An 18,654-nucleotide genomic window follows, 5' to 3' on the forward strand; every position below is an offset into this window, starting at 1 on the left:
GGCCTTACTCAATGTTCTGCACTTGTTCGCGCATCTGCTCGATCAACACCTTGAGGTTGACCGCGGCTTGAGTGCTGCGAGGGTCGAAGGCTTTGGAGCCCAGTGTATTGGCTTCGCGGTTGAGCTCCTGCATCAGGAAGTCCAGCCGGCGTCCGGCTTGTCCGCCAGTTTTGAGCACGCGGCGAACTTCGGTGACGTGAGTGCTCAGGCGGTCGAGTTCTTCCGCGACATCGCTCTTCTGCGCCAGAAGGACCATTTCCTGTTCCAGGCGCTGTGGGTCGAGCTCTGCCTTCATGTCGGCAAAGCGATCAAGCACTTTCTGGCGCTGGGTCGCGAGCATCTGCGGCACCAGGGTGCGCAGGGTAGCCACTTCGGTCTTGATCGACACAAGCCGTTCGTCGAGAAGTTTGGCCAGGTCTGCGCCTTCGCGCGCGCGACCGGCTTTCAATTCATCCAGCGCCTCGTTGAACAAGGCCAGCGCATCATTGTTCAGCGCCTGCGGATCGCTCGCATCGGCGACCAGCACGCCGGGCCACGCCAGGACTTCCAGTGGGTTGAGGGCGGCAGGCTGCTTGATCAGGCTTGCGACAACTTCAGCGGCCGCGACCAGCTGGCTGGCGCGCTCACGGTCGACCTGCAGCGGTTTGCCGGCCGTTTCCTCGGTGAAGCGCAGCGTGCATTCGACCTTCCCGCGCGACAGGCCCTGACGCAGCGCTTCGCGTACAGCACCTTCCAGGTCCCGGAAGGACTCGGGCAATCGCAGATGGGGTTCGAGATAACGGTGATTGACCGAGCGCAATTCCCAGCTCAGCGTGCCTTGAGTGCCGGCTCTTTCAGCGCGGGCGAAAGCCGTCATGCTGTGCACCATGGGAAATACCTCTATAAAGTCAGGAGTTAGCCTGGAAGCGACGATGTTCTGTCCAGATGAATGTGATGAAGAAGCGACAGGCTATAAAGGCGCAAGATTGTAGCTCAGTGCGAGGTGTGCGCCCAACGGTGAGGATGTCGCAGGACGTGTGCGATGTCGCCGTTTCGCTGCCTGGTAGCGCTTTTTCATACCTTCGTGCGTGAGCCAATGGTCATTGATGCCTCATTAGATGTCCCCAGCGCGGGTCAGCGCCTCTATAATGCTCGTCAGTTTTCCGTCTCAGTACAGGTATCCCAGATGAAACGTCCAAGTGGTCGCGCTGCCGATCAGCTTCGCTCGATCCGCATCACCCGCAGCTACACCAAGCACGCCGAAGGGTCTGTACTGGTCGAGTTCGGTGACACCAAGGTGATCTGCACCGTCAGCGTCGAAAACGGCGTGCCGCGTTTTCTCAAAGGTCAGGGCCAAGGCTGGCTGACGGCCGAATACGGCATGCTGCCGCGTGCGACCGGTGAGCGTAACCAGCGCGAAGCCAGCCGTGGCAAACAAGGCGGCCGTACCCTTGAGATTCAGCGTTTGATCGGTCGTTCCCTGCGCGCTGCGCTGGATATGTCCAAGCTGGGCGACGTGACGCTGTATGTCGACTGCGACGTGATCCAGGCCGACGGCGGTACTCGCACCGCCTCGATTACCGGCTCGATGGTTGCGCTGATCGATGCGCTGAAAACCATCAAGAAACGTGGTGGCCTCAAGGGTGGCGATCCGTTGAAGCAGATGATCGCAGCTGTTTCGGTCGGCATGTATCAGGGTGAGCCGGTGCTGGATCTGGATTATCTGGAAGACTCGGCTGCCGAGACTGACCTCAATGTGGTCATGACCAACGCAGGCGGTTTCATTGAAGTTCAGGGCACCGCCGAAGGCGCTCCCTTCCAGCCTGCCGAGCTGAACGCGATGCTGGCGTTGGCACAGAAAGGCATGAACGAGATCTTTGAACTGCAGCAGGCGGCCCTGGCCGACTGATTGCCGTTGATGTGATTCGCGTCACCACCGTCAGAACAGGGAAAGCATGATGATCGACAGTCAGCCGCCGTTGCCAGTGCCGAGCAAGGAAGTCCGCCAATGGGCCATGATGTGCCATTTTGCGGCGTTCTTCGGCCTGATCTTTCCGTTCGGTAATTTGCTGGGGCCATTGATTGTCTGGCAACTGAAGAAAGAGGCCGATCCGTTCATCGATGCTCAGGGCAAGGAAGCCCTCAACTTTCAGATCACCGTGGCCATCGCTGCGATGATCTGCTTCCTGTTGATGATCGTCGTCATTGGTTTTCCGCTGCTGATGCTCGTAGGCGTTGGCGCTTTGGTGCTGACGATCATCGCCGGGGTCAAGGTTAACGACGGGATCGCCTATCGTTATCCGTTTACCTGGCGGTTGATCAAGTAAGCGGGGCGGTGGTCTGCTGCACCTGTAGGAGCGTGGCTTGTCCCGCGATCGGCCGGGAACCGGACGTCAAAACTGAATTCGGAATATCCCTGATACGACGGCTTCGATGGATTCGCTGCCGCTTCGCGCCAGATCGCGGGACAAGCCACGCTCCTACAAGGTCAGGCTGAGCTGCCTGAATACTGGACAAACAAAAGCCGACTTCACGTCGGCTTTTTTTGAGCAACTGAACGTCAGATCGTCAACGTCCAGTCGTAGTCCACAATCAGCGGCGCGTGCTGCGAGAAGCGCGGCTGGCGTGGCAGGCGAGCGCTGCGTACGAAACGGCGCAGACCCGGGGTCAGCAATTGATAGTCGAACCGCCAGCCCAGATTCAGCATCTCGGCCTGTTCGTTATCCGGCCACCAGCTGTACTGGTCGCCTTCGCGGCTGACTTCGCGCAGGGCATCGACATAACCCATGTTGCCGACAATCTCGTCCATCCAGGCGCGCTCTGGCGCCAGGAAGCCCGGAGATTGCTGGCTGTCGCGCCAGTTTTTGATGTCCAGCTTCTGCTGCGCAACGTAGAGCGAGCCACAATAAATGTACTCGCGACGTTTGCGGCGTTGCTTGTCCAGGTACTTGCCGAAGTCGTCCATGAGCTTGAACTTCTGGTTCAAGTCCTCATCGCCGTTCATGCCGGACGGGAGCAGCAAGGTTGCAATACTGACTTTGTCGAAATCCGCCTGCAGGTATCGCCCGTAACGGTCGGCCGTTTCAAAGCCCAGACCGTTGATTACCGCCTTTGGCTGCAGCCGCGAGTAAAGCGCCACACCACCTTGGGCAGGAACTTCGGCATCGCAGGCATACAGGAAGTAGCCGTCCAGTTGGTAGGCTGGATCGTCCAGTTCAAAGGCGGAGGCGCGGGTATCCTGAAGACAGATGACGTCGGCATTCTGGGCTTGCAGCCAACTGAGCAAACCACGCTCGACTGCAGCCTGAATACCATTAACGTTCACACTGATGATCCGCATAAATGGCCCCAAAAATCACGTGCGTGTATGATACCCGAGCTCTACCTAATTAGCTAAATCCGTGGTATTCGGGGCTTTTTTCATGCAGGCGTATCAGCGCGATTTCATTCGTTTTGCCATCGATCGCGGGGTTTTGCGCTTCGGTGAGTTCACTTTGAAGTCGGGACGCACCAGTCCTTACTTCTTCAATGCCGGTCTTTTCAACAGCGGTTCGGCGCTTGCTCAACTGGGCAAGTTCTATGCGGCCGCCGTCGTGGAAAGCGGTATTTCCTTCGATGTCCTGTTCGGGCCCGCGTACAAGGGTATTCCCCTGGCGGCCGCGACAGCCGTGGCGTTGGCCGATCATCACAACCTTGACCTGCCGTGGTGTTTCAACCGCAAAGAGGCCAAGGCGCATGGTGAGGGCGGCAGTCTGGTGGGGGCTCCACTGACCGGTGACGTCCTGATCATCGACGACGTGATCACGGCCGGTACCGCGATTCGCGAAGTCATGCAGATCATCCAGGCCCAAGGCGCTAACGCGGCTGGCGTGCTGATCGCATTGAATCGTCAGGAGCGTGGAAACGGTGAGCTTTCTGCGATCCAGGAGGTCGAGCGTGACTTCGGCATCCCGGTGGTCAGCATCGTTTCGTTGAACCAGGTTCTCGAATTCCTGGCTGACGATCCTCAGCTCAAGCAGCATCTACCCGCCGTCGAAGCGTATCGGGCTCAGTACGGAATCTGAGTCATCAGAGGATCTCGTTTTTATGCTCAAGCTGGGCGCAGTAGGTTTTTGTTGGGTTCTGGGTGTGGGCTGCGTTGCAAGCGTTCAGGCCGAAGACAATCCGGGCATCCTGCTCTATCGCTATGTCGACAGCCGTGGGGTGACGGTGCTGGATCGTCAGGGCGTACCCGCTGAGTATTCCGGTAAGGGCTATGAAGTCCTGAATCAGCGCGGTCGTGTGATTCAGGTCGTGCCGCCTGCGCCTTCGGCCGATCAGGCGCGAGAGGCTCAAGCCGCCGCGCAGGCGGCCAAGGTTCAGGCTGACGCCGATGCGCAGTTGCTGCACTTGTACAGCAGCCTCAGCGACGTGGACCGTGCGCGAACGCGAAAACTCGCGGAGCTTGATGGCCTGATAGCAGCGGCACAGGGCAACATTCAGGGCCTGGCGACCCAGCAGACAGCCCTGCAAAGTCAGGCTGCCGATCAGGAGCGGGCAGGGCGGCAGGTCCCGCAAAGTCTTATCGACCAGATGACCGATGTGCGGGATCAGCAACAGAACCTCAAAGTCGACATCCTGCGGTATCAGGCTGCGCGTCAGCAGGCTGATACCGAGTTTGCACAGGATCGCGCGCGTTTGAAGCAACTGCTTGCGCAGTGAAACGCTGACACAAGAAACTCGACATAAAAAAGACCCCGCCGGTTTGCGCCGGCGGGGTCTTTTTTTGCGCGTTGCCCGTGATCAGTGACGCTTGCGGTTGCTGATCAGCGTGCCCACGCCGGTGTCGGTGAAGATTTCCAGCAGGACCGCGTTCGGTACGCGACCGTCGATGATGTGCGAGGTGGTGACACCGCCCTGGACCGCTTCCAGCGCGCAACGGATCTTCGGCAGCATGCCGCCGTAGATGGTACCGTCGGCGATCAAGCCATTGACCTGCTCGGTGGTCAGGCCGGTCAGGACCTTGCCTTCCTTGTCCATCAGGCCGGCGATGTTGGTCAGCAGCATCAGTTTCTCGGCCTTCAGCGCCTCGGCGACTTTGCCTGCAACCAGATCGGCGTTGATGTTGTACGACTCGCCGTCAGCGCCGACGCCAATCGGTGCGATGACCGGAATGAAGTCGCCTTTGACCAGCATATTCAGCAGGTCGGTGTTGATGCCCACGACTTCCCCGACATGACCGATGTCGATGATTTCCGGCTTGGTCATCTCCGGGGTCTGACGGGTCACGTTCATCTTCTTCGCGCGAATCAGCTGCGCGTCTTTACCGGTCAGGCCGATGGCGCTGCCGCCATGGCGGTTGATCAGGTTGACGATGTCCTTGTTGACCTGGCCGCCCAGCACCATTTCCACGACGTCCATGGTCTGGGCATCGGTGACGCGCATCCCGTCGATGAAGTGGCTTTCGATGGACAGGCGCTTGAGCAGATCGCCGATTTGCGGACCGCCGCCGTGAACCACGACCGGGTTGATGCCCACTGCCTTCATCAACACGATGTCGCGCGCGAAGCCGGTTTTCAGCTCTTCGCTCTCCATGGCGTTACCGCCGTACTTGATCACCAGCGTCTTGCCAACGAAGCGTCGGATATAGGGCAAGGCTTCGGAAAGGACCTTGGCGGCATTGGCTGCGGCGTCACGTTCGAGGGTCATTTGGGCTCCACTCAAAAAGTTAGATCAAAAGGGAAGTTCTAAATCCGGTGCTACGTTTTTCAGCTGAGCATGGAACACATCCTTGATCCGCTGCAGCTCGGCCTCAGTTTCGGCTTCGAAGCGCAATACCAGCACGGGCGTGGTATTGGAAGCGCGGACCAGACCCCAACCCTTCGGGTAGTCGACTCGCACGCCGTCGATGCTCGTCAGGTTGGCGTTGCCCCACTGTGCATCCCGCTCCAGCGCTTCGATGATGCTGAACTTGCTGGTCTCGGTGACCTTGATATTGATCTCCGGTGTCGACAGGTCGTTCGGGAACGTCTGAAACAGCTCTTCGGCGCTCAGCGTCTCCTGGCTGAGGATCTCCAGCAGCCGCGCAGCACTGTAAATGCCGTCGTCGAAACCGAACCAGCGTTCCTTGAAGAAGATATGGCCGCTCATCTCGCCTGCCAGCAGCGCGCCGCTCTCTTTCATCTTCTTCTTGATCAGCGAGTGACCAGTCTTCCACATGACCGGGCGACCGCCATATTCCTGGATCAACGGTATTAGGCGACGGGTGCATTTCACGTCGAAGATGATGTCAGCCCCCGGATTGCGTTTGACGACATCGCGGGCGAACAGCATCAGCAAACGATCGGGGTATATGACGCTGCCTGTGTTGGTAACGACACCTACGCGATCGCCGTCGCCGTCAAAGGCCAGACCCAGATCGGCTCCGGTTTCCCTGACCTTGGCAATCAGGTCTTGAAGGTTTTCCAGTTTGCCCGGGTCGGGGTGGTGATTCGGGAAGTTGCCGTCGACGTCGCAAAACAGAGGAATGACTTCACAGTTCAGGGCCTCCAGCAGTTGAGGGGCGATCACGCCGGCAGCGCCATTGCCGCAATCGACCACAACCTTCAGGCGGCGTGCCAGAACCACGTCATTGGTAATCTGCCCGGCATAGAGGTCGAGGATGTCGACCTTGCTTACGCTGCCTTTGCCTGCGGGCAACTGGTTGCGCTTGATGCGGTCGTGCAGCGCCTGGATCTGCTCGTTCGCCAGCGTGTCGCCGGCGATCATGATCTTGAAGCCGTTGTAGTCCTTCGGGTTGTGGCTGCCGGTCAGCATCACGCCCGTGCGGCCCTGGAGGACATTGGCGGCGTAATACAGCGCCGGAGTGGGAACCAGACCAATATCGCTGACATGACAGCCGCTGTCGTAAAGGCCTTTGATCAGCGCGGCAACCAGTTGCGGGCCGGACAGACGCCCGTCACGGCCAACGGAAACATTCGGCTCGCCCTGTGCCAGGCTCTGCGCACCGATGGCGCGGCCCAGCCAGTACGCGGTTTCGCTGGTCAGTGTCTCACCGACGATGCCACGGATGTCGTAGGCGCGGAAAATGGAGTCCGGGAATTCGGGGGCGATGGATACGGTACTGCTCATTACGTGTGATTGCTCCGACTTCAGGAAATCCTGTGATTCATCGAGCAGGTCGATGTCAAGAATGTCGGTGTCTTGAAACAGCGGATCGGTCAGCTCGGTGTCATTGACATCGGATGACGCAAATACGGCTTTGCTGCTCGTTGAACCGTGGGTGGCGGCGGGCGAGGCATTGCTGCTGGCTTCCACCGGAGAGGCCGGTTGATTGCGCAGCGAAAACTTCGCCATGCTCTGCGCGAGCCCGTTGAGGGCCGGCATGCTCAAGCCGAAGGCTTTGACGGCTTTGCCCCCGGAGAGTTCTTGCAGCAGTTGTTCCAGTTGTCGGGCGTCGGCGAGGACGCGACGCTTCAGGGCGCTTTCGTTCAGATACAGCCCCAGCAGCACGCTGCCGATGGCAACCAGCGCCGCGAGCAGCAGCATCAGCGATGGCGGCGACGCATTCAGCGCGGGGCCGGGGGTGAACGTAAGCTTCCAGTTGGAATAGCTGGTCGGGAAGTCCATGGCGCGACCGCCATCGGCCTGGCCGCGGGTCAGAAAGTTTTGTGCCGTTGCGTCGCCGAACTGCTGGCTGAGCACAATCTGCCCCACATCGCTGGGGGCCTCGGGCAGTGCATTGGTCAGACGCTGCATTTTGAACGCCAGCAACAGCGTTCCGGTGATCGGCGCGTCTGGGGCGGTACGTAGCGGAGCGACACTGTAAATCACCCAGCTGTCGCCGACTTTACGGGCTTCGGGGGCAGGTGTTTCGCCTTTGCCAGCTTTGGCGAGCATGTCCAGCGTCGCGAAGCTGATGGGCAATGCGCCCTGATTGTCCACGTTGTTGAAGCCGAGCGGTGTGAAGCGGGCGCCGATCACGCCGTCTCGGTAGCCCAACTGACGTTGAACTGCTTCGATCTGCTGCGGATTGTTGCTTTGCAGGGCTTGGGTCAGCGTGGCGTCCATGGCGGCAGCCTGCGTGTCGGCAGTGATCTGACGTAACGCTTTGCCAGCGGCTCCGGCTTGCGCAGTGCCCCAGGCTTGGGCGAGGAGATCTTTTTCCTGCGGCTGACCGAGCAAGCCCAGCCAGACCAGGATGCCCGCCGCTATCAAGCCGATGAGCGAAGGGAGAAGGCCCGGACTTGCCAGGCTCAGGTTCGAATCCTTGACCGTTGCGTCAGTCGTTTCTGTGCGAGACGTCGCCTTGGCTGTGCGCTTGATGCCTTTCAAACTTGACTCTCCCTGCTCGTACTTCCTGAGGCGATTTTTGAGTTATTGCATCGTGCCAGACCGATTCAGGCCTTGAACGACAGGGCTGCCAAGGCGACTTGCGCAGGATCAGTGGGTGCCGGAATGACCGAAACCGCCTGCGCCACGCTGGCTTTCATCGAACTCCTGAACCACTTCGAAGTGCGCCTGAACGACCGGGACCAACACCAACTGAGCAATGCGCTCACCGACCGCGATCTTGAACGCAGTCTGGCCACGGTTCCAGCAGGAAACCATCAACTCGCCCTGGTAGTCGGAGTCGATCAGGCCCACCAGGTTGCCGAGCACGATGCCATGTTTATGACCCAGGCCTGAGCGCGGCAGAATCAGCGCCGCCAGGCTTGGGTCTGCGATATATATCGACAGGCCGGTGGGAATCAAAAGGGTCTGACCGGGTTCGAGTACCGTTTCCTCTTTGAGCATGGCGCGCAGGTCCAGCCCGGCAGAGCCAGTGGTGGCGTAGGCCGGAAGCGGGAATTCGTCGCCGATGCGAGGGTCGAGGATCTTGGCTTGTAGAGCATGCATACGTGATTAAACCTGGTTCATACGGTCGGCAATAAAAGTCATCAGCTGGCGGGCGATCTTGGCCTTGCTGGTCTGGGCAAAAAGCGTCTCTTGCAACGCTCGGTCGATCACGCTGCACGCATTCTCTTCGCTGTTGAAGCCGATGCTGGGATTGGCGACGTCGTTGGCGATGATCAGGTCAAGGTTCTTGTCCTTGAGCTTGCGGGCGGCGTAGTCGAGAAGGTGCTCGGTTTCAGCGGCGAAACCGACGCTGAACGGGCGATCCTGACGCTGGGCGATGGTCGCGAGAATGTCCGGGTTGCGAACCATCTGCAGCAGCAGACCATCACCGTTCGTAGGGTCTTTCTTCAATTTTTGAGGGGCTACGACTTCTGGGCGGTAGTCGGCGACCGCAGCAGAAGCGATGAACAGGTCGCAGGGCATGGCGGCCTCGCACGCGGCGAGCATGTCGCGTGCGCTCACCACGTCGATGCGCGATACCCGGTCCGGGGTCGTCAGGTTGACGGGCCCTGTGATCAGCGTGACGCGTGCACCGGCTTCGGCCGCAGCTTCGGCCAGCGCAAAGCCCATTTTTCCGGAGCTGTGGTTGGTGATGTAGCGCACCGGGTCGATGTTTTCTTGGGTCGGTCCGGCTGTGATGAGCACATGCTTGCCGGTCAATGTGAGGCGCTGGAAGCAGTCGGCCGCCGATTGGGCCAGATCGTTGGGTTCGAGCATGCGCCCGAAACCCACGTCGCCACAGGCCTGACTGCCGCTGGCCGGCCCGAACATACGGAAGTCTCGTGCTTCGAGCGTCTGCAGATTGGCTTGCACCGACGGGTCGCGCCACATGGCCTGGTTCATGGCCGGGGCGACCGCGACGATGGCGTCGGTCGCCAGCACGACCGTGGTCAGCAGATCGTTGGCGATGCCCTGAGCCAGGCGTGCGATCAGGTCGGCGGTGCCGGGAGCGATGAGCACCATGTCAGCCCACTTGGCCAGCTCGATATGGCCCATCGCAGCTTCGGCCGCGGGGTCGAGCAGGTCCATGTGGACCGGATGCCCGGACAGCGCCTGCATGGTCAGCGGTGTAATGAACTCGGCCCCGCCCTTGGTCATGACCACGCGCACTTCGGCCCCGTGGTCGCGCAACCGGCGAACCAGTTCAGCGCTCTTGTAAGCCGCGATGCCGCCGCCGACGCCGAGAACGATGCGTTTCCGATACAGCCGCTGCATAGGCCTGCCTTTTGGTCGAGTTAACACGCGGCAATCAAACGCCTCCCCAGGCTGGACTGTCGCGCAAAAAAGATGGGCTAAGATAGCACAGCGACCGCACGGGAACAGCGGCGCCCATGTCCATGGAGGTGCTATGAGTATTCGAGATTGGCCTGCGGCCGAGCGACCGCGGGAGAAGCTGCTGGAGCGAGGGGCATCGAGTCTCTCCGATGCTGAATTACTCGCCATTTTTTTACGCACGGGCGTTTCCGGCAAAAGCGCCGTGGACCTCGCCCGACATCTTTTGGGGCAATTTGGCAGCCTGCGTGCGCTGCTCGAAGCCAATCTCACTTCGTTCAGTAACGAGCTGGGCCTCGGGCCGGCAAAGTTCGCGCAATTGCAGGCGGTCATGGAAATGGCCCGGCGGCACATGGGGGAGAATCTCAAGCGGGGTTCAGCACTGAAAAGTCCGGCCCAGGTGCGCAGCTACCTGAAAGCGATACTCCGGCACGAGCCGCATGAGGTGTTTGGTTGCCTGTTTCTGGACAGCAAGAATCGTGTTCAGGCCTTCGAGGCGCTGTTTCACGGCTCGATCAATGTCGCCCATGTGCACCCTCGGCAGGTGGTCAAGCGAGCCTTGGCGCATAACGCCGCCGGGGTGATCCTTTGCCACAATCACCCTTCCGGCATCTGCGATGCCAGCCCGCAGGACATTGAGCTCACTCGGCGGCTCAGGGAGGCGCTGGCGATGATCGACGTGGTGGTGCTCGATCACGTGATCATCGGAGATGGAGACCCGCTGTCGATGGTGGAAAGCGGGTTGATGTAGTGTTCGCCAAACTTGCAGGAGCCGCTGAATCCTGTTCGGCCCCAGCCTGTATGAGTTAGCTTGCTTGCGAATGCAGTGTGTCAGCCACCTTCAACAGTGACTGACACACCGCGTTCGCTGCCGTCGTACCTCCGACTTCTCCTACAGGGTCCGCGATCGGACTTTGGTTTTTGCGGCGGATGGGCAATTACTTCACGGTCACCTTCGAAAAGTCCTGGCGTCCGAAGGGGCTGACGTCATAACCCAGCACGTTCTTGCGGGTCAGGGCGAAAGCAGTCGGGTGTGCCAGCGGCAGCCATAGCGCCTGCCTCTGGATCTGCTCCTGCGCCTGGTGATACAGCTTGCTGCGCTGCGCCTGATCGGTCACGGCCTTGCCGCTGCTGATCAACTTGTCCAGACCCTCATCGCAGTAGCGCGCGAAGTTGGTGCCGGATTTGACCGCTGCGCAGGAGAACTGTGGCGTGAGGAAGTTATCCGGGTCGCCGTTGTCGCCGGCCCAACCCATGAACAGCAAGTCGTGCTCACCGGTTTTGGCGCGACGAATCAGTTCGCCCCATTCGATCACCTTGATTTCAGCCTTTATGCCGACAGCCGCCAGATCGTTCTGCAGCAGCTGCGCGCCTGCGCTCGGGTTCGGGTTCAACAGGCTGCCGGAAGGGCGGGTCCAGATCGTGGTTTTGAAGCCGTCTTTCAGTCCAGCCTTCGCCAGCAGTTCCTTCGCTTTGGCCACATCATATTTGTAACCGGGTAGATCGCTGGCGTAACCCCAGGTGTTAGGCGGGTACGGGCCATTGGCTGCACGCGCCGAGCCTTCGAATACGGCTTTCAGGTAGGTGTCCTTGTCGAACGCCAGGTTAATCGCCTGACGCACTTCGGGCTTGTCGAGTGGCGGATGCTGGCTGTTGATGGCCAGGAATGCCGTCATGAATGCGTCAGTCTTTTCGACTTTCAGGTTCGGATCCTTCCCTGCCTCGGTGACATCCAGCGGTTTGGGTGACAGGGCAACCTGACACTCGTTCTGCTTGATCCGCTGCAGTCGAACATTGGCGTCCGGGGTGATGGCATACACCAGCGTGTCCACCGCAGGTTTGCCTGCGAAATAGTCCGGGTTGGCTTCGTAACGCACCACGGAATCTTTCTGGAAACGCTTGAAGACGAATGGCCCGGTGCCGATCGGCTGGCTGTTGAGCTTCTCCGGCGTACCGGCTTTCATCAGCTGCGCGGTGTATTCCGCCGAATAAATAGACGCAAAACCCATGCTCAGCGTGGCGAGGAAGGTCGCATCAGGATGGTCGAGGGTAATGCGTACCGTATTCGTATCGGGCGCTTCCACTTTTTTGATCAGCGACGGCCACTGCATCGATTGCGCATGAGGGAAGCCCTGTACCGCCACTTTGTTCCATGGATTGGCCGGGTCAAGCATGCGCTGAAAGCTGAACACCACGTCTTCGGCGTTCATGTCGCGGGTCGGGGTGAAGTAATCGGTGTGATGAAACTTCACGCCGGGGCGCAATTTGAAGTCATACGTCAGACCGTCCGGCCATACGCTCCAGCTTTCTGCCAGACTGGCGACCAGCTTGCCGGTCTGGGCGTCATAATCCACCAGGCGGTTCATCAGAACATCGGCCGAGGCGTTGGTGGTGGTCAGCGAGTTGTATTGCACCACGTCAAAGCCTTCGGGGCTGGCTTCGGTGCAAACGCTCAGGCTGGTGGCGGCTTGAGCCATTACTGGCGCTGCCAGTGACGCGAACAAAAAGGGTAAAACAGCTAGGCGCATGGCGATTTTCCTTTCAGAGATAGCCCATCTGCCGGCGCAGTCTGGTGAGGGACTTACCCTAGACTATGGATTGGCGCAGAACAATCGCTGTGGCGCGACGAGTGGTATATTTCCCGTCGCGCCCTTTGCTGCTGGCGTTGCCGGGCACAATGTCCTGAGTTTCTTTCAGGTAATTCGTCGTTTCTGTTGTTGCTCCCAAGGGTTTCTGGTATAAAGCAGCGCTCTTTTCTAGGGGCCCGCTGCCTTCACCGCAGGTGTGGCCGGTAAGACCCCTGAAGAAACGCGGCGCCTGGCGCCAAATGACTGAGAGATTAAGCGGCCAACCCATGCCGGGTTGGGCATGTGGTTTTAGAGGGCTGAGGCATGTCGAGAGTCTGTCAAGTTACCGGTAAGGGTCCGGTAACCGGGAATAACATTTCCCACGCGAACAACAAAACCCGTCGTCGTTTCCTGCCAAACCTGCAGCATCACCGCTTCTGGGTTGAAGAAGAGAAACGCTTTGTACGTCTGCGCGTATCTGCCAAAGGCATGCGCATCATCGACAAGCGTGGTATCACGGTTGTTCTGGCCGAAATCCGCCGCGCTGGCGCTAAGGTTTAAGGGAGAGAATCATGCGTGAATTGATCCGTTTGGTGTCGACCGCTAACACCGGCCACTTCTACACCACCGACAAGAACAAGCGCACTACCCCGGACAAAATCGAAATTAAAAAATTCGATCCGGTTGCTCGCAAGCACGTGATCTACAAAGAAGCCAAAATCAAGTAATTGATTTTTGCCTCTTACAAAAAGCCCGCAGCGATGCGGGCTTTTTTGTGCGCGAAGGTTTTTCAGTCCCTGTAGGAGTGTGCATCAAGTGCCAGGGCTGCTTATCCTTCAAGCCTTCTGCTCGAACACCACGTAAATCTTGCGGCACGCCTCCAGTACTTCCCAGGTGCCTTTGAAACCTGCCGGTATCACGAAGCGATCCCCGGCGCGCAGTGTCTTGGCGTTGCCTTCCTCGTCTCGCAATACCGAGACGCCCTGCACAATCTCGCAGTACTCGTGTTCGGTGTAATTGACCTTCCACTGTCCGACTTCGCCTTCCCAAACGCCCGCGCTCATCTGGCCGCAGGGGCTGTTGTAGTGGTTGTAGACGGTTTGCTCCGGGTCGCCTTTGAGAATCTTCTCGGGCGCGGGCTTGAAGCGTTCTGCAGGGGTGGTGGCTTCGCTGAAGTCGACGACGGTTTCGATACTCATGTCCCTGGCTCCTGAATGGCATTGGAAGAATGATTGTTTGATGAAGGCATTCGGCGATAGTGCCGGGCGCCTGATGGCGCGCTGTTGAATAAAATGCACGATTTCGTGTCGTTTTGCCTCTTTTTGTCCAATATATTGGAAATTCCTTGAGCGCTGGTTTAGGGTGACGTTTGCCTTTGGCCGATCCGACAGCATGTCAGGCGATGTCCTACAGCACGGTTCATGAGCGCGAGGGCGCGCACAATTCATAAGAGGAGGATGTTTCATGACCACCCTGACTCATGCTGACTGGGAAAAACGCGCCCAGGATCTGAAGATCGAAGGCCGCGCCTTCATCAATGGCGAGTACACCGCCGCCGCTTTTGGCGCTACGTTTGACTGCATCAGCCCGGTCGATGGTCGATTCCTCGCCCACGTTGCCAGCTGCGATGCCGCCGACGCCCAGCGCGCCGTTGAAAACGCCCGCGCTACCTTCAACTCTGGCGCGTGGTCGCGTCTGGCCCCGGTCAAGCGCAAGGCAGCCATGATTCGCTTTGCTGCGCTGATCAAAGAAAACATCGAAGAACTGGCGCTGCTTGAAACCCTGGACATGGGCAAGCCGATCAGTGACTCCTATGGCATCGACATTCCAGGCTCCGCGCAAGCGTTGAGCTGGAGCGGTGAGGCCATCGACAAGCTGTACGACGAAGTGGCCGCGACGCCACACGACCAGTTGGGTCTGGTGACCCGTGAGCCGATCGGTGTTGTGGCGGCGATCGTGCCGTGGAACTTCCCGTTGCTGATGGCGTGCTGGAAGTTGGGTCCTGCACTGTCGAGTGGTAACTCGGTCATTCTCAAGCCGTCGGAAAAGTCGCCGCTGACCGCCATCCGTGTCGCACAGTTGGCTGTTCAGGCGGGTATCCCGGCCGGTGTGCTCAACGTTCTGCCCGGCTACGGCCACACCGTCGGCAAGGCGCTGGCGCTGCACATGGATGTCGACACGGCGGTATTTACCGGTTCGACCAAGATCGCCAAGCAGTTGCTGGTCTACTCGGGCGAATCGAACATGAAGCGCGTCTGGCTGGAAGCGGGCGGCAAGAGCCCGAATATCGTCTTCGCCGATGCGCCGGACCTGCAAGCTGCTGCTGAGTCGGCTGCCAGCGCCATTGCCTTCAACCAAGGCGAAGTGTGCACCGCGGGCTCGCGCCTGCTGGTCGAGCGTTCGATCAAGGATAAATTCCTGCCCATGGTGATCGAGGCGCTGAAAGCCTGGAAGCCGGGCAATCCGCTGGACCCTGCGACCAACGTTGGTGCGCTGGTGGACACTCAGCAGATGAACACGGTTCTGTCGTACATCGAAGCGGGCCACACCGACGGCGCCAAGCTGGTTGCCGGCGGCAAGCGCATCCTGCAAGAGACGGGCGGCACCTACGTCGAGCCGACGATTTTCGACGGTGTGACCAATGCCATGAAGATCGCTCAGGAAGAAATCTTCGGCCCGGTGCTGTCGGTGCTGACCTTCGATACAGCTGAAGAGGCAATCCAGATCGCCAATGACACGCCGTATGGTCTGGCTGCCGCCGTATGGACCGCCGACCTGTCCAAGGCGCACCTCACCGCACGTGCGTTGCGCGCGGGTAGTGTCTGGGTCAACCAGTACGACGGTGGCGACATGACCGCGCCGTTCGGTGGCTTTAAGCAATCGGGTAATGGTCGCGACAAGTCGCTGCACGCGTTCGACAAATACACCGAGCTGAAAGCGACCTGGATCAAGTTGTAAGAGCCAGCCTTTACACACTCTGTGGGAGCGAATTTATTCGCGATTGGCCGGTACATTCGATAAATCTGTATCGGACTTACACTGCCGCGTCGCGAATGAATTCGCTCCCACAGGGAATGCCGTCGCTTCAAACGTTACAGCTGAACAACTTTCCCACACAGCCGGGTTTCCCTCAAAGAACCCGGCTGTTCTGTCTCATCCCTTAGAGCCACAGGAGCGTGGTGATGCGTTGGGGTACTTATTTCGCGGTGCTGTCGTCCGTGCTGAGCGTCGGCCTGGCGTTGGGCGTGAGCATGCCGTTGGTGTCGTTGCGACTTGAAGCGTGGGGCTACGGCGCGTTTGCCATCGGCGTCATGGCCGCGATGCCGGCCATTGGTGTGTTGCTGGGCGCGAGCCTTGCCAGCCGTCTGGCTTCGATTCTGGGCACCGCGAACCTGATGCGTCTCTGCCTGTGGGGCGGTTCGATTTCCGTGGGTTTGCTGGCGTTACTGCCCAATTACTGGATCTGGCTGGCGCTGCGGCTGATGCTCGGCGTGATCCTGACCATGGTGTTCATTCTTGGCGAGAGCTGGATCAACCAACTGGTGACCGAGAATCTGCGGGGCAAGCTGGTCGCGCTGTATGGCAGCTGTTACGCGCTCAGTCAGTTGGGCGGACCGCTGTTGCTCGGCGTCATCGGCGCCGGGCACGACTACGGCTTTTGGGTCGGCGCAGCCTTGCTCGCGACATCACCGCTGCTGCTGTTGGGACGCTCCGGTGCGCCAAGCGCCGAAGCGAGCCATGTCAGCCTCGGAGATCTCGCCGAGTTCTGTCGGCAGTTGCCTGCAATCGCATGGGCAATTGCGTTGTTTGCCGGTTTCGAGGCGATGATTCTGACGCTGCTGCCGGTGTATTGCCTGCAACAGGGGTTCACCCCAGAGATCGCGCTGGCGATGGTCAGTACCGTGGTCGTCGGCGATGCGCTGCTGCAACTGCCGATCGGCGCATTGGCGGACAAGATTTCCCGGCGCCGACTGTTTTCAGGCTGCGCGGTGGCCTTGATGGCATCAAGCCTGGCGATTCCGCTGCTGGTCGATACGGTAGCCATCTGGCCGTTGTGGGTCGCGTTCGGTGCCAGCGCGGGCGGGTTGTTCACGCTGTCGCTGATTCTCATCGGCGAGCGCTATCGCGACGATGCGTTGGTGCGCGCCAACGCCCATGTCGCGCAGCTGTGGGGTATCGGTTGCTTGTTGGGGCCATTGGCTGCGGGTGCCGGCAGCCAATGGATCAGTGGGCAGGCGCTGCCGCTGTTGATGGCAGCAGGCGCGTTGGGCCTGGTAATTCTGTCCCAGCGCCCGCGAGCGTTCGGCGTGGTCCAGCCGGTGGCCGCCTAGAGCATCTTCTCTAGGCCGACGGCGCTGCTGAACCAGGCGTTCAGTCGGCGCCACCAGTCGCCGGGTTCTTTGTACAGTGTGTGGATCTTGCCGTTGTCTTCGGTTACCCAGACCACGCGATCATTTTCAAGCTTGGCTTGATAGCTGATTGCGGGCGCCATGCCCTGCAGCGCCAGTTCGCGCAGGTATTCCGTGAGTTCGGGGCTGTCGACGAGCACGCCGACTTCGGTGTTCCACAGCACCGAGCGCGGGTCGAAATTGAAGGAGCCGACGAACATCTTCTGTCGGTCAAAAATCATTGCCTTACTGTGCAGGCTTGATTCAGAGCCACCCCTCAGGGATTTCGTGCGCAGAAATCTGGGGCCACTGCCCCCGCGATTGCTGGGGTCTCCCGGTTGGCGTCGCAGCTCGAACAGCTTCACGCCGTGCGCCAGCAACGCTTTGCGGTACGGCGCATAGCCGCCATGTACGGCCGGCACGTCCGTGGCTTCCAGCGAGTTGGTCAGCAGGCTCACCGAAACGCCTTTGTCCGACAGCCCGGTGAGGTACACCAGTCCTTCCTGCCCCGGCACGAAATACGCCGAAATCATCATCAATTCCTGATGCACGTTTAGCAGATCGGGGCTCAGTTGCGTGGTCAGCAGCAAATGCGGGTCGGGCTCGCCCCGTGACAGCACTTTGGTCGGCGCGTCCCACAGGGCTTGGTTATGCGCCCAGATCAGCTCGTTGAGCCAGGTTTTCATTCGCGGGTGAGTCTTGTAAGCCATCAGCCGTTCGTACAGGGCTTTTTTCTCGACATGCGCCTGGTCCAGCGATGCCGCCAGACGCGTGCGCGCGTCGGCCAGATCTTTGGTGTCGGGAGGCCAGTAGAGGAAGTCGTCAATCGGCTTGCTCAAGGTGCTGTTCCAGTACTGGTCGAAGCTATGACTGAGCTGCTCGGCCACCGGGCCAACACTGAGCATGTCGATATCGGTGAAGTTCAGGTTCGGTTCGGCGTCGAAGTATTCGTCACCGAGGTTGCGCCCGCCGACGATGGCCACGGCGCTGTCGGCCAACCACAGCTTGTTGTGCATGCGTCGATGCTGCTGTGACAGATTGAACAGCCGCCCCATGTTGCGCGTCGCGCCGGTGCTGCGGCCCAGATTGAGCGGGTTGAATAGACGAATCTGAATGTTGGGATGCGCGGCGAGGGTGGCGATGACTTCATCCAGGCCGTCGCTGGTGGTGTCGTCCAGCAGGATCCGGACGCGTACGCCGCGATCTGCCGCCCGCAACAATTCATCGATCAAGGCTCGGGTACTGAGCCCGTCGTGGACGATGTAGTACTGCAGGTCCAGGCTGGTTTTGGCATTGCGGATCAGCTCGGCCCGCGCCATGAACGCTTCGGTGCTGTTGGGCAGCAGACGAAAGCCGGAGCGGCCTTCATACGGCGCGGCCTGAGCCATGATCGAACGTCCAAAGGCGGACGCCGACGCGGGCAGGGCCTGACTGGGACCGTCATCCGCCACCGGCGAGTGCGCGCATCCGCTTATGCCGAGGGCACAGGCCAAAAGGAGGGACAACGCCCATGTTTTCGTCAACGCAATCATCCAGAAGTCACATCATGGCGATATGACCGCGTTTTCGGC

General features: G+C 59.7%; 18 protein-coding genes. 9 read left to right on the top strand and 9 right to left on the bottom strand.

The features are described 5' to 3' along the window. Positions 1-4: 4 nt before the first annotated feature. Positions 5-868, bottom strand: coding sequence for a YicC/YloC family endoribonuclease (locus ABDX87_RS14410; RefSeq protein WP_346833421.1), 864 nt, complete (start codon positions 866-868; stop codon positions 5-7). Between the two features lie 297 nt (positions 869-1,165). On the opposite strand from ABDX87_RS14410, the gene rph reads away from it, so the two are divergent. Together rph and ABDX87_RS14420 are read left to right on the top strand one after the other, a co-directional pair. Further along, positions 1,166-1,888: a ribonuclease PH gene (gene rph / locus ABDX87_RS14415; RefSeq protein WP_346833422.1), complete on the top strand. Its 723-nt coding sequence runs from the start codon at positions 1,166-1,168 to the stop codon at positions 1,886-1,888. Positions 1,889-1,937: 49 nt separating this feature from the next. Then, positions 1,938-2,306, top strand: a complete 369-nt coding sequence (locus ABDX87_RS14420; RefSeq protein ID WP_074754707.1) for a DUF4870 domain-containing protein — start codon at positions 1,938-1,940, stop codon at positions 2,304-2,306. A gap of 233 nt (positions 2,307-2,539) precedes the next feature. On the opposite strand, the gene ABDX87_RS14425 is transcribed toward ABDX87_RS14420, so the two are convergent. Beyond that, on the bottom strand, positions 2,540-3,319 hold the full coding sequence (locus ABDX87_RS14425) for an exodeoxyribonuclease III (RefSeq protein ID WP_062379788.1): 780 nt from the start codon (positions 3,317-3,319) through the stop codon (positions 2,540-2,542). Positions 3,320-3,401: 82 nt separating this feature from the next. On the opposite strand from ABDX87_RS14425, the gene pyrE reads away from it, so the two are divergent. After that, positions 3,402-4,043: an orotate phosphoribosyltransferase gene (pyrE, locus tag ABDX87_RS14430; protein WP_062379786.1), complete on the top strand. Its 642-nt coding sequence runs from the start codon at positions 3,402-3,404 to the stop codon at positions 4,041-4,043. Between the two features lie 22 nt (positions 4,044-4,065). Further along, positions 4,066-4,680, top strand: coding sequence for a DUF4124 domain-containing protein (locus ABDX87_RS14435; RefSeq protein WP_346833423.1), 615 nt, complete (start codon positions 4,066-4,068; stop codon positions 4,678-4,680). Between the two features lie 81 nt (positions 4,681-4,761). Here ABDX87_RS14435 and argB read toward each other — a convergent pair whose 3' ends face one another. The 4 genes from argB to coaBC all read right to left on the bottom strand — a co-directional run bounded on the left by argB (position 4,762) and on the right by coaBC (position 10,071). Beyond that, positions 4,762-5,667: an acetylglutamate kinase gene (gene argB / locus ABDX87_RS14440; protein ID WP_062379782.1), complete on the bottom strand. Its 906-nt coding sequence runs from the start codon at positions 5,665-5,667 to the stop codon at positions 4,762-4,764. Between the two features lie 24 nt (positions 5,668-5,691). Then, positions 5,692-8,292, bottom strand: a complete 2,601-nt coding sequence (locus ABDX87_RS29215) for a phosphomannomutase/phosphoglucomutase (RefSeq protein WP_431061238.1) — start codon at positions 8,290-8,292, stop codon at positions 5,692-5,694. A 108-nt stretch (positions 8,293-8,400) separates the two neighbouring features. Continuing rightward, positions 8,401-8,856 carry a dUTP diphosphatase gene (gene dut / locus ABDX87_RS14450; protein ID WP_062379779.1) on the bottom strand — a complete coding sequence of 152 codons (456 nt, stop codon included), beginning with the start codon at positions 8,854-8,856 and terminating at the stop codon, positions 8,401-8,403. Between the two features lie 6 nt (positions 8,857-8,862). Next, positions 8,863-10,071 carry a bifunctional phosphopantothenoylcysteine decarboxylase/phosphopantothenate--cysteine ligase CoaBC gene (gene coaBC / locus ABDX87_RS14455; RefSeq protein ID WP_074754697.1) on the bottom strand — a complete coding sequence of 403 codons (1,209 nt, stop codon included), beginning with the start codon at positions 10,069-10,071 and terminating at the stop codon, positions 8,863-8,865. A gap of 133 nt (positions 10,072-10,204) precedes the next feature. Between coaBC and radC the strand changes: the two genes are divergently transcribed. Beyond that, positions 10,205-10,879, top strand: coding sequence for a RadC family protein (gene radC / locus ABDX87_RS14460; protein WP_346833424.1), 675 nt, complete (start codon positions 10,205-10,207; stop codon positions 10,877-10,879). A gap of 187 nt (positions 10,880-11,066) precedes the next feature. Here the strand turns inward: radC and ABDX87_RS14465 are convergent, their stop codons facing one another. After that, positions 11,067-12,656: an ABC transporter substrate-binding protein gene (locus ABDX87_RS14465; protein WP_346833425.1), complete on the bottom strand. Its 1,590-nt coding sequence runs from the start codon at positions 12,654-12,656 to the stop codon at positions 11,067-11,069. Positions 12,657-13,019: 363 nt separating this feature from the next. Between ABDX87_RS14465 and rpmB the strand changes: the two genes are divergently transcribed. Together rpmB and rpmG are read left to right on the top strand one after the other, a co-directional pair. Next, entirely contained in the window at positions 13,020-13,256 is a 237-nt protein-coding gene (rpmB, locus tag ABDX87_RS14470; protein ID WP_037016669.1) for a 50S ribosomal protein L28, read from the top strand. Positions 13,257-13,267: 11 nt separating this feature from the next. After that, positions 13,268-13,423 carry a 50S ribosomal protein L33 gene (gene rpmG / locus ABDX87_RS14475; protein ID WP_062379766.1) on the top strand — a complete coding sequence of 52 codons (156 nt, stop codon included), beginning with the start codon at positions 13,268-13,270 and terminating at the stop codon, positions 13,421-13,423. A 108-nt stretch (positions 13,424-13,531) separates the two neighbouring features. Here the strand turns inward: rpmG and ABDX87_RS14480 are convergent, their stop codons facing one another. Beyond that, complete coding sequence (locus ABDX87_RS14480; protein ID WP_346833426.1) at positions 13,532-13,894, bottom strand: cupin domain-containing protein; 363 nt, start codon at positions 13,892-13,894, stop codon at positions 13,532-13,534. Between the two features lie 265 nt (positions 13,895-14,159). Between ABDX87_RS14480 and ABDX87_RS14485 the strand changes: the two genes are divergently transcribed. Together ABDX87_RS14485 and ABDX87_RS14490 are read left to right on the top strand one after the other, a co-directional pair. Further along, entirely contained in the window at positions 14,160-15,653 is a 1,494-nt protein-coding gene (locus ABDX87_RS14485) for an aldehyde dehydrogenase (protein ID WP_346833427.1), read from the top strand. 224 nt (positions 15,654-15,877) lie between these two features. Further along, positions 15,878-17,026, top strand: coding sequence for an MFS transporter (locus ABDX87_RS14490; protein WP_346833428.1), 1,149 nt, complete (start codon positions 15,878-15,880; stop codon positions 17,024-17,026). Here the strand turns inward: ABDX87_RS14490 and ABDX87_RS14495 are convergent. Next, positions 17,023-18,615, bottom strand: coding sequence for a phospholipase D family protein (locus ABDX87_RS14495; protein WP_431061239.1), 1,593 nt, complete (start codon positions 18,613-18,615; stop codon positions 17,023-17,025). The genes ABDX87_RS14490 and ABDX87_RS14495 overlap by 4 nt on opposite strands. Positions 18,616-18,654 lie beyond the last annotated feature (39 nt).

It is taken from the genome of Pseudomonas abietaniphila (assembly GCF_039697315.1).
Lineage (GTDB): Bacteria > Pseudomonadota > Gammaproteobacteria > Pseudomonadales > Pseudomonadaceae > Aquipseudomonas > Aquipseudomonas abietaniphila_B.